This window comes from Dyella jiangningensis (assembly GCF_003264855.1).
Classification (GTDB): Bacteria; Pseudomonadota; Gammaproteobacteria; order Xanthomonadales; family Rhodanobacteraceae; genus Dyella; species Dyella jiangningensis_C.
On record NZ_NFZS01000001.1, the window covers coordinates 18,612 to 30,483 of the forward strand.

8 protein-coding genes are annotated in these 11,872 nt (G+C 66.0%); 6 read left to right on the forward strand and 2 right to left on the reverse strand.

The window, feature by feature from the left end; translation table 11 throughout:
• The first annotated feature begins 172 nt into the window (after positions 1-172).
• The 6 genes from CA260_RS00075 to CA260_RS00105 all read left to right on the forward strand — a co-directional run bounded on the left by CA260_RS00075 (position 173) and on the right by CA260_RS00105 (position 8,552).
• On the forward strand, positions 173-1,669 hold the full coding sequence (locus tag CA260_RS00075) for a carbohydrate porin (RefSeq protein ID WP_111980462.1): 1,497 nt from the start codon (positions 173-175) through the stop codon (positions 1,667-1,669).
• 172 nt (positions 1,670-1,841) lie between these two features.
• Positions 1,842-3,500: an MFS transporter gene (locus CA260_RS00080; RefSeq protein WP_111980463.1), complete on the forward strand. Its 1,659-nt coding sequence runs from the start codon at positions 1,842-1,844 to the stop codon at positions 3,498-3,500.
• A 251-nt stretch (positions 3,501-3,751) separates the two neighbouring features.
• A complete protein-coding gene (locus CA260_RS00085) occupies positions 3,752-5,974 on the forward strand; it encodes a hypothetical protein (RefSeq protein WP_146745262.1) in 2,223 nt (740 codons plus the stop codon).
• Positions 5,975-6,021: 47 nt separating this feature from the next.
• A complete protein-coding gene (locus CA260_RS00090; RefSeq protein ID WP_111980465.1) occupies positions 6,022-7,113 on the forward strand; it encodes a PA0069 family radical SAM protein in 1,092 nt (363 codons plus the stop codon).
• 114 nt (positions 7,114-7,227) lie between these two features.
• The gene (locus CA260_RS21040) at positions 7,228-7,890 is read left to right on the forward strand and encodes a hypothetical protein (protein ID WP_172461679.1); all 663 of its coding nucleotides are present in this window, start codon (positions 7,228-7,230) and stop codon (positions 7,888-7,890) included.
• A 2-nt stretch (positions 7,891-7,892) separates the two neighbouring features.
• Entirely contained in the window at positions 7,893-8,552 is a 660-nt protein-coding gene (locus tag CA260_RS00105) for a helix-turn-helix transcriptional regulator (RefSeq protein WP_111980467.1), read from the forward strand.
• Between the two features lie 65 nt (positions 8,553-8,617).
• On the opposite strand, the gene CA260_RS00110 is transcribed toward CA260_RS00105, so the two are convergent.
• Positions 8,618-10,648, reverse strand: a complete 2,031-nt coding sequence (locus tag CA260_RS00110) for a S9 family peptidase (protein WP_111980468.1) — start codon at positions 10,646-10,648, stop codon at positions 8,618-8,620.
• Positions 10,649-10,819: 171 nt separating this feature from the next.
• Positions 10,820-11,746, reverse strand: coding sequence for a patatin-like phospholipase family protein (locus tag CA260_RS00115; RefSeq protein WP_111980469.1), 927 nt, complete (start codon positions 11,744-11,746; stop codon positions 10,820-10,822).
• Between the last annotated feature and the right edge of the window lie 126 nt (positions 11,747-11,872).

Genomic DNA, 11,872 nt, shown 5'->3' on the forward strand with positions numbered 1-11,872 from the left:
ATCCGCCGCAGCGCACCATGGCCGGCGGTAGCGTCCGAGTGTAGCGGCTGGCCGGTGATTGAGACGTTTCGTCGCGCTTTCGACTTTGGTCGAGGTTCGACCAATGGGGAATAGGCGCCCGCGTTGCAGCATGGACATGCTCGGGCCGGTCATCGACCTGGGGAGGCCTGCCATGACATTTCCTACCACCACCCGAGGCAGCCGGCTGCTGGCGATCAGCATCGCCTGCGCGCTGGCGTTGCCGCTCGGGGTGCATGCACAAAGCACGACGAAGAGCTCGGCAAAAGGCAACGCGCGCGAACAACAACTCGAGCAACGCGTGAACCAGCTGGAACAGGAACTGGCCGAACTGAAGGCCATGATCCAGGAACAGAGGCAGGCCACCACGCAGGCGGCGCAGACGGCGCAGCAAGCGCAGGCCACGGCCACGCAGGCCGCCACCACGGCGCAGGCGACGTCCACCAAAGTGGAAGCGGTGGCGCCCAATGGCAAGCCGACGTTCTCCACCGCGCCGGGCATGTCGGTGGCCTTGCATGGCTTCATCAGCGCCAGCGCCTTTGGCCAGGACAAGACCTTCACCTACGGCAATGGCCAGAATGCGGAAATTCCCGCGGTGCCGGCCGCCGCCAACAAGGGTTCGCTCAGCGGCGTCGATGTGCGCAACACGCGCTTCTGGCTCGACTTCACCGGCGCCAAGTTCAATGAGAACTGGGGCGGTGGCGGTCGCATCGAGATGGACTTCTTCGGCGGCTTCAACGGCACCGGCGCGTACTCGCAACAGCAGCCGACGCCGCGCCTGCGCCAGGCCTACATGGACATCGCCAACCCGAGCACGGGCAGCACCATCCGCATCGGCGAGCAGTGGGACCTGATGTTCCCGCTGGACAACACGCCCACCTCGCTTTCGCACATCGCCTTCCCGCTCGGTTTCGGCGCCGGCTTCGTCGGCTGGCGTTATCCGGGCGTGGTGTGGATGCAGGACCTCAACCATGGTTCCGACGGTCCCAAGTGGCGCCTGGACGTCGGTGCGTTCTCGGGCAATTGGAACGGTCCCAATCCGAGCGGTGGCACCAACACCATCAACTACCTGACCGCGGGCAACGCCAACTTCCGTCCGCAGGTCGAAGCGCGTCTGCGCGTCGCCGACAAGGACTGGCTCGCCTACTTCGTGGCGCACTATTCGTCGCTCAACCTCAAGGGCGTGAACGGTTCGTTCGCCACGCCCATCAAGGACAAGATCGACAGCTACGGCTACGAGCTGGGTGGCCAGTGGAAGCCCGGGCCGTGGACGTTCAAGGGCCTGATCTACTCGGGTAATGCGCTGGGCCAGATCTTCGGCGCCATGTCGCAGTTTGGCGACATCGGCGAAGCGGGCGGCTATGTGCAGGCGGGCTACAACTTCACGCCGAAGTGGAGCGTCAACGCGTTCTACTCGCAGGCCAATCCGAGCCAGAGCGATGTGCGGCGCTGGGTGATCGGCAGCAGCACCACCGCCAACGGATTGCTGAGGACGCAACAGGCCGCACTGAGCCTGCAATACGCCTCAGGCGCGTACGAACTGGGCGTCGAATGGATGTACGACAAGCTGAAGTACCAGCCCGGCGTCCATGGCGAGACGCAGAACATCAACGGCAACCAGGTCAGCTTGAACGGCCTGTACAAGTTCTGAGGCTTCACGGCGGTGGCGCGGGAGGCGTCGCCGCCTGATCGGCCGGGAAAAGGCCAAGGACGCGCCTCGACCCGACAGCGGAGAGAAAGAGAAGGGCGGCAGTCGCCGCTCCGGTGGCTTGCACCCTGAATTTCACGTCCAACTCCGGCAGCAATCATCGAGGGCTTTCATCATGGCAACGACCGCAGTCGACATGCGCGGGTCGCTCGACACCAACCATCGGCGCGTCATTCTCGCGTCCAGCCTGGGCACGGTGTTCGAGTGGTACGACTTCTATCTCTATGGTTCGCTTGCCGCGCTGATCGGCAAGCACTTCTTCAGCGGCCTCAACGAGACCAGCCAATTCATCTTCGCCTTGCTGGCGTTCGCGGCCGGCTTCGCGGTGCGCCCGTTCGGCGCCATCGTGTTTGGCCGTCTGGGCGACATGATCGGCCGCAAGTACACCTTCCTCATCACCATCGTGATCATGGGCCTGTCGACGTTCTTCGTCGGTGTGCTGCCCGGCTACGCGACCATCGGTGTTGCCGCCCCCACCATCCTGATCGCGTTGCGCCTGTTGCAGGGCCTCGCGCTCGGCGGCGAGTACGGCGGCGCGGCGACCTACGTCGCGGAACACGCGCCACAGGGCAAGCGCGGCTTCTATACGAGCTTGATCCAGATCACGGCGACGCTCGGCCTGTTCCTGTCGCTGCTCGTGATCCTCGGCACGCGTCTGGGCATGGGCACGGAAGGCTTCGAGGCCTGGGGCTGGCGCATTCCGTTCCTGATCTCGTCCTTGCTGCTGATCGTGTCGGTGTACATCCGCATGCAGCTGTCCGAGTCGCCGGTGTTCCAGCAGATGAAGGCCGAGGGCAAGCACTCCAAGGCGCCGCTGACTGAAGCCTTCGGCCAGTGGAAGAATCTCAAGCTGGTCATCCTCGCACTGCTCGGCGCTACCGCCGGCCAGGCGGTCGTGTGGTACACGGGCCAGTTTTATGCGCTGTATTTCCTCACGCAGAGCCTGAAGATCGACGGCACCACGGCGAACCTGCTGATCGCCGCGGCGCTCGCCATCGGCACGCCGTTCTTCGTGCTGTTCGGCTGGTTGTCCGACCGCGTGGGCCGCAAGTCCATCGTGCTGGCGGGCTGCCTGCTGGCCGCGCTGACCTACTTCCCGATCTTCAAGGGCCTCACGCACTACGGCAATCCCGCCATCGAACAGGCGGCGGCGACGTCACCGGTGAAGGTGGTGGCCGACCCGCAGGCGTGCAGCTTCCAGTTCGATCCGGTGGGCAAGAGCAAGTTCACCAGTTCGTGCGACGTAGCCAAGAGCGCGCTGGCGAAGAAGGGCATTCCGTATTCGAACGTGACGGCCGAGCGTGGCGCGATCGCCGAAGTGAAGATCGGTGACACGGTGATCAGCTCCTTCGAAGGCGGCTCGTTGGATGGCAAGGCGTTCGCCGACCAGAGCAAGAGTTTCGGCACGCAGCTCGGCGCCGCGCTGAAGACCGCGGGTTATCCGGAGAAGGCCAATCCGGAACAGACCAACAACGTCATGCTGATCGTGCTGCTGGCGATCCTGGTGATCTACGTGACCATGGTCTACGGGCCGATCGCGGCGTGGCTGGTGGAGATGTTCCCCACGCGCATCCGCTACACCTCGATGAGCCTGCCGTACCACATCGGCAACGGCTGGTTCGGCGGCTTCGTGCCCACCATCGGCTTCATGCTGGTGGCGTGGAAGGGCGATATCTACTACGGCCTGTGGTATCCGATCATCGTCGCCATCGCGACGTTCTTCATCGGCCTGCTGTTCCTGCGCGAAACCAAGGATGTCGACATCCGCAACTGATCGCGCGGCATGACGAAGACCAAGGGCGCGGCAGCTATCTGCCGCGCCCATTCTTTTGGACGTCCCCCACGGTAGGAGCGCACCCAGTGCGCGACCGCAGCCTGTCTCCTCTGCCTCAGTCACCGGCCGTCGCCACGACGGGCCACATGTGTACGCCGCTGCGCCGATCGCGCACTGGGTGCGCTCCTACACAAAACGGTGGCGCGGGAGATCATTAAGATAGCGGCGCCTCTGCGACTTCCGGATGCCGCATGTCGACAGTCGACCGCCCCACTGCCAGGCAACGCCGACCGCTACACCGCCGCTGGCGACGCATGCTCGGTTGGACCGCACTGGTGCTCGATCACCTCAAGCCGGTGCGCGTCTCGTTGCTGGTGCTGGCGGTGGCCGTGTTCGTGGCGGTCGGCGTGGACCAGGCGGCCGAACTGTTCCTGATTGCGCTGTGGACCGACCCGAGCCCCTGGCGCTATCTCACCCTGCTGGCCACCAGCGCGCTTGCAGGGCTTTCGATGTGGTACGCGGCGCGCAACGCCTATCGCCTGCGCTACCCACGTTGGCCGGCGCTGCAGGATGAACGCGCGGCGGTGCTGCGTGACTGGCTGCCGCGCCTGCTGGGCGCCGCCGTGCCCCTGCTGGTCTGCCTGGGTTACGTGTTCGCGCTGGCGAGCCTGCCGCACGGTTCCTGCGGAGCCGCCCTGGAATGCGCGCAACGCAGCTGGCGCGCGATCGGCCTGGTGTTGGTATCGGCGGCGCTGATCATCTTCTTCGTTTCGCGTCGGCGGCTGTGGCGCGCGCTGTCGCGACGCTCAGCATCGCTGGCGCCCCCGGCGCCACGTCCATCCGCCGAAGCGCGCGTGTGGCGCGTGCGCGACCTCGGCGTCATTCCGTGCATGTGCTACGCCGTGGTGGTGGTGCTCAACATCCTGGCCACTGTGTTGATCGTGCTGCGGCCGGAGGCGCTGGACGGCATCGGACCGCTGGCCCAGCTGCTGATCTCCGCGGCATTCCTGTGCTTCAGCGGCAGCCTGCTGTGCATGATCGGCGATCGACGTGGCGTGCCCTTGCTCAGCGCGATGTTGCTGTTGAGTGCATCGCTGCACTGGCTGCACCTCAACGACAACCACCGGGTGCGCCAGTATCCGGCCATGAGCACGCACGAGCTTCCGATGAAGCCGCCAGCGGAATCGCGGCCGAGTTTCGATGCCTACGCCGACGCCTGGCTCAACGACCGCTGCGCAGGGCATGCGCGCTGCCCGGTGATACTCGTTGCCGCGGAAGGCGGCGGCATTCGCGGTGCGGCGTGGACAGCCGTGGTGTTGAGCCGATTGACGGCCATGCTCGACGCGCAGGACCACGCTCAAGGTGAGCCGCTTTTCCCGCGCTACCTGTTCGCCGCCAGTGGCGTATCCGGCGGCAGCCTCGGACTGGCGACCTACGTGAGCATGCTCGCCCAACCATCACCGACCAACGCGGCGACGCTGGAAGGCCGCGCGCAGGAGATGCTCAGCCACGACTTTCTCGCGCCGACGCTGGCCAATGCGTTCTTCGTCGATTTCACCCAACGCTGGCTGCCGGGCGCATGGTTGAACGATCGCTCGCGCGCACTCACCCGCGCCTGGGAGTCGGCGGCTCGCAAGCAAGGCGTCAACGCGTTCGCGGAACCCTTCGCGGCGCTTTATGCACGAGCGGACGGCACGGCCGCACCCACCGTGCCGGCCTTGTTCCTCAACAGCACGACGGTGAACGAGGGACGGCGTTTCATCCAGCATCCATTCCAGGCCATCGCCACGCCGCAGCGCCAGCCGTGGACCGCCGGCTTCGATGGATCGAGCTGGCTGGATCCACGCGTGCCGCTGAGCGAAGTGGTGCTCAACAGCGCACGCTTTACCTATGTGAGCCCGGCCGGGACGCTGGAAACCGCGCAGCCCAGCCCGCCGGTGCCCGCGCGCCTGCAGCTGGTCGACGGTGGCTATTTCGAAAACTCCGGCAGCACCACCTTGCTGGAGGTGATGCGTCTGTTGCGCGAGCGTGCTCGCCAGCGCGATCTGTCGCTGCGCTTCATCGTCATCCACATCAGCAACGATCCGCAGATGACCGATTTCATCGACCGGCACGATCCCGCGCATCCCTTGCCGTTCTATTCCTCGGCCTGCCCGCCATTGCCCGGGCCCGTGCGCGACGGCGTGCGCGGCGAAGCGGTCGCGCCGCTCGACGCCTTGCTCGATACGCGTGCGGCACGTGGCGAGTACGCCCGCGTGCAGTTGCTCAATACGTTGAAGCCCGATGATGCCGATCCCGCAAAGGGCGACATGCTGTGGCATTTCCGGTTGTGCCGCGGCAACTATCCCATTCCCCTGGGATGGACCATCTCCACGCCGGTGTTCGCGGAGCTGGATCGCCAACTCGACGAGCACTATCCGCTGCCGGCCATGGTCCAGGCCCTCAAGACACAGCTGGCGCCCGACGTGCCCTGAAGTGAGGTGTCGCGTCGGTTGAGACGTCGCCAGCGCACACTGGCGGCATGGCCGAATCCTTTCTTCCACCGCAGGCTCACAAGGGGCGAGGCGCTGCTTCCAATCCGGAAGGGCGCTTCGAGTCGATCCGGCACCACGCCGAGGACGACGGCTGGCAAAGCCTGTTGCTGGACGAAGCGGCGCCGCGGCCACGCACCGAAGTCACCGAGGAGCGCGCGCGCAGCGTCATCACGCACAACGATTCGCCGGACATCCATTTCAACCAGGCGCTCAACCCGTACCGCGGTTGCGAGCATGGTTGCATCTATTGCTTCGCGCGACCGTCGCACAGCTATCTCAACCTGTCACCCGGGCTCGACTTCGAAACCAAGCTGCGCGCCAAGAGCAACTTGGCCGAAGTGCTGCGACATGAACTTTCGCGCCGCAGCTATGTGGTCAGCCCGATCAACATCGGCAGCAACACCGATCCGTACCAACCGATCGAACGACGCTGGAAGCTGACGCGCGCGGCGCTGGAAGTGCTGGCCGAATGCCATCATCCATGCACCATCGTCACCAAGAACGCGATGGTGGAACGCGACCTGGACATCCTCGCGCCGATGGCGCGCGAGAACCTGGTGCAGGTGCTCGTCTCGGTGAATTCGCTCGACAACCATCTCGCCGCGAAGCTGGAACCACGCGCGAGTGCGCCGCACCGGCGCATCAAGGCAATCCGTACGCTGGCCGACGCGGGCGTGCCGGTCGGCGTGCTGGTGGCGCCGATCATCCCCGCGTTGAACGATCGCGACATGGAAGCGGTGCTCGAGCAGGCTGCCGACGCCGGTGCGCGCAGCGCCGGCTTTACCACGCTGCGACTGCCTTACGAGCTGAAGGCGCTGTTTCGCGAATGGCTGGCGCTGCATGCGCCACAACGGGCGGCCCACGTGATGAGCCTGGTGCAGCAAATGCACGGTGGACGCGACTACGACAGCAACTTCGCCACGCGCATGCATGGGCAGGGCGTGTTTGCCGAACTCATCCGTCGTCGCTTCGACGTGGCCTGCCGCAAGCATGGTTTCGGCCGTGTCCGCGAGCTGCAGCTCGATACGGCGAAGTTCGTGCCGCCGCGCGAACCGTCGCCGCAAGGTCAACTGTTCTGAGACGAGGTGTGTAAAGCCTTGTAAAAGGCGCTTTACACATAGGTCTGTTGCGTCAGAATAGGGGGCGACCAGACTGTCCGGTGTCGCTAGTGGCGACTTACCGGAGATATCTCGATGAAGACCAGGATGTGGTTCCTTGCACTCGCCGGCGCCTGCGCGACCGCCGGCATCGCCGTGACGGCCCAGGCCTCGCATGACATGGCCGCGATGGCCCAGGCGGCGCCCGCCGCCGCGCCCGTGGCTGCCCCCAAACTGCAGGCCGCGATGCGCTCGTTGTGGCATGGCCACGTGGTGCACACGCGAGAGTATGCGATGGCCGTGCACGCGCATGACGCCGCCAAGGCCAAGGCGGCGGAAGACGCCGTGGTGGCCAACGCCAAGCAGATCGCCGACGCTGTCGCCGGCTTTTATGGCAAGCCGGCGGGTGAGCAGACGCTGCAATTGCTGGCCGGCCATTGGGGTGGCGTGAAAGCGCTCACCGATGCCACCGCCGCGAAGGATGCGGCGGCCGAACAGAAGGCCATGGCCGACCTCAACACCAACGTCACTGCGATCGCCAAATTCTTCTCGGGCGCCAATCCCAACCTGCCGGAGAGCGCGGTGCAGAGCCTGTTCGCGATGCACGTCGCGCATCACGCCTCGCAGATCAGCCAGATCATGAGCGGCGATACCAAGGGCGAGCAGGCGACCTGGACGCAGATGCAGGCGCACATGAACACGATTGCCGATGCGTTGGCCGGCGGCATCGCCAAGCAGTTCCCGGACAAGGCGAGCTGACGATGACGGCGCTCAGGCAGCTCGGTGGCACCCAGCAGCGATTGCTACGGCAGTTGCTGATGGCCAGCGAGGGCGCCACGGTGGAATCGCTGTGCGAGCAACTGCGCATCAGCCACAACGCCGTGCGCCAGCACCTGAGCGCCCTGATCGCCCGCGATGTGGTGGAACGCGCGCAATCGCGACCGAGCGGTGGCAGGCCGGTGGCCTGCTATCGCCTCACCGAAGCGGGACGTGCACTGTTTCCACGCAACTACGGCACCATCGCGACGGCGCTGCTGTCGCAACTGCAGGATCGCTTCGGCGAGACGGGCGTGGAACAGATGCTGCGCGAACTCGGCCGCAGCCTGGGCAGTCAGGAAGTGGCACCCGCTGCGGACACCCCGGCGGAGGAGGTCGTGCAGGCGCTGGCGCAGAAACTCGACGCGCTCGGCTACGAAGCCGTCGCCGCCAGGCATGGCGGGGAGTATCAGGTCGAGGCCTTCAACTGCGTATTCCATGCGATGGCGCAGCAACACCCGCAGGTATGCAAGTTCGACCTGGCATACATGGAAGCGGCGACCGGCCGGCGTGTGCACCATATGGAATGCATCGTGCGTGGCGGGCACGTGTGCCGCTTTCGCCTCGGCGCGTTGTTGCCGGACGAAGCCAAGAGGAAGCGCTGAGGAGCGGAAAAAAAGCCGCCGATGTCTCCATCGGCGGCTCGTGGTGTTTCATGTACCTCTAAGGCTCAGCCCTTCGCCGGCAGGTACTTGTCGAACCACATCAGCGCGCGCTGCAGCACGTCACGCTGGTGATCCGGATCGACGAAGTGGTGGCCTTCGTTCGGATACACCACCAGCGAGGTCGGCACGCCCTGGGCGCGCAACGCATGCCAGTACTCGAACGACTGCGGCGCCGGACATTCCGCATCGCGGTCGCCGACCACGATCAACGTGGGCGTCTTTACCTGCTTGATGAAGTTGATCGCCGAGCTCTTCGCGTACACCGCAGGGTCGTCGTACACCGACGCGCCGAAGAACGGCACCATCCACTGGTCGATCAGGTTCTGGCCGTAGTAGCTCTGCCAGTTGCTGATGCCGGCGCCGGCCACCACCGCGCGGAAGCGCTGCGTCTGCGTCGGCACGAACATGCTCATGAAGCCGCCATAGCTCCAGCCGGTGAGGCCCAGGCGCTTGTCGTCCACCGGCAGCTTCTTCTCGATGGTGTCGATGCCGGCGAGGATGTCGCGCAGGTCGCCGTGGCCGAAGTCCTTGCGGTTGGCCTGCACGTAGGCCTCGCCCTGGCCGAAGCTGCCGCGCGGGTTGGGCATGAACACGAAGTAGCCCAGTGCCGAGAACGGCACGCCGCCGAAGCCCACGGCCGGCCAGCGCGGAATCACCGCGGCCGACGGGCCGCCGTGCACGGTGACGATCATCGGGTAGGACTTCTTCGGATCGTAGTTGGCCGGATACAACAGCCAGCCCTGCACGTGGCGGCCTTCGTTGTCCCATTCCACCGACTCGGTCTTGCCCCATGAGGGCTTGAGGCCGGTATTGAGATGGGTGACGGCCGGCGGCGACGTCTTGCCGAATTCGCCGGCATGCACTTCCGGCGCCGTGTCGAAGGAGCTCTGGATGAAGGCGACCTTGGTCTGGTTCGCCGACAGCGACAATGCCATCGACGCGGTGCCGTCGTAGATGCTCGCCGGCAGCGTGAACAGCGTGACGCTCTGCTCGGCCTTGTTGCCGGCGACACCGTACTCGGCCACCTCGCTCTGGCCGTTGCGCACCTGCGAGACCAGCATGTTGCCGCTGGTGCTCCAGGTGAACCACACCGGCGTCACCTTGGTGTCGGGCGTGAGATTGACCGGCTCGCCACCGCGCGATGACACCGCGTAGATGTCGCCGCCGGTGGAACCCTGGTCGCTCATCAGGCCACCGATGAAGGCGATGCGCTGGCCATCCGGTGAGAAGCGCGGCAACGCCATCTGCAGACCGTGCAGCGAACCCTTCACCGTGGTGGGATCGAGCACCATGGTCGCCTTGGCATCGACCTTGGCGTCCTGCACGTAGAGTTTGGCTACCCACCAGTTGTTGTCGCCCGGCGGCGGCGCGCCGACGTAGGCGATGCGCTGGTTGTCCGGCGACCAGCTGTATTCATAGGCATAGGTGCTGGCGTCGGTGAGCAGGTGCACGGCGCCGCCCGTGGCGTCCACCGTCGCCACGCGCTGCACTTCCAGGCCATCCACGCCGATCTCGCCCGACGCCGGTTTGGCCGCATAGACGGCGCTGGCGCGACGCGTGCCATTGGGTACGTAGAGGAAGGCCAGCGACTTGCCATCGGGCGACCAGGTGAGATCGTCGCTCACGCCGGGCAGCTCGGCCAGGCGCTTGGGCGTGCCCTTGGCCGTGACATCGACCACCACCAGGTCCTTCTGCTTGCCGCCGCTGGCGCAGTTGGAGACGAAGGCGAGGTGATGCGAATCCGGCGCCCAGGCGATGTTCTCGGAACTGCAGCTGCCCGGCTTGTTGTCGCTGATGCGGCGTACGTCGCTGCCATCGGCCTTGGCGACCTCGATGCCATCCTTGCCCTCGGTGCGTACCACCCAGGCGAGCTGCGTGCCGTCGGGCGAAAGCTGCACGGCGCTGATCGAATGCACCTTGCCGAGCTCGGTGAGCAAGGACTCGATGCGGGGATCGACCGGAGTGGGCGCGGCGAACGCCGAAGGCGCCAGGACGGCGATGAGGGCTGGCAGGAGGAGACGTGCAGGCTGGGCCATGGATATGCCTGGTGCGGTGGAAAGCGTAAACGCTAACAGGCCGTGGCACCCGCGTGTATGTGCAGGAGTGCATGCCTCGCGGGTGCGACGGCACACCGCTGGAGCGCAGGATGTTTCGGTGCGGGACCACGTGCTCTGCTGTCGCGCACAGGGTGCGCCCCCACAACAGCGTCAGTGCGCGGCGATCGCCTGCTGCTGGTGCGCGGCCTGTATCGCGGCGATCTTCGCCTTGATCGCCGGCATCGCCGCCAGCGCGGCGCGTTCGCCTTCCAGAATGGCCTGGTTCTTCTGTTCGAAGTCCGCCGCGCCGATCTGGTTCACCTTCGGGCGGATCACGATGTCCGCGCGCGCCAGTTCCTGCTCGCCGAGCTTCTGGCCCATGATGCTGATGGACTGTCCGACGATATTGAACACGCCTTGCGGATTGGTGCCGTCGGCCTTGCTGGAGATATCCACGGCAATGACCACGTCCGCGCCCAGCTGGCGCGCGGCGTCGACCGGCACCGGGCTGACCACGCCGCCATCGATGTAGTGCTTGCCGTTGATCTCCACCGGCTCGAACACGCCGGGCACGCTGCTGGAGGCGCGCACCGCCTGGCCGGTGTTGCCGCGCACGAACACGGTGCGTTGCCCGGTTTCCAGCTGCGTGGCCACGGCGGCGAACGGCACGGCGAGCTTGTCCAGCGGACGGTTCTTCACCTGCTGGTTCACGTAGTCCTGCAGCTTCTGGCCCTGGACCACGCCGCCTGAGAACAGGCGAACGTCGCGCAGGTTGGCCTGGTCCAGCGCGTAGGCGGTCTCCTGCAGCTGGAACGGATCCATGCCGCTGGCGTAGAGCGAACCGACCACGCTGCCGGCGCTGGTGCCCGCCACCACGTCCGGCCGGATGCCGTTGGCTTCGAGCATCTTGATCACGCCGATGTGCGCGAAGCCCTTGGCCGCGCCGCCGCCCAGCGCCAGGCCGATACGCAGCTTCACCACCGGCGGCGGCACCAGCGGTGCGGGCGGCGGCGTGGGCTTGGTGGTGCCGAAGCAGGCGCACAGCACAAGGCTGGCGAGCAGGGGCAGGAGCGGGCGGTAGCGGTGGATGGCGGACATGGCTCGTGGCGCGGTGGGTGAATGTGGCCGCCTGACGGGGAGGCCACTGGCGCGCGAGTGTAAGGCCGCCGCAGGGCGGCGCGCTGTCGGTGCAGGGCGCTTGTTGGGCGCTGCTCAGAAAAGCGC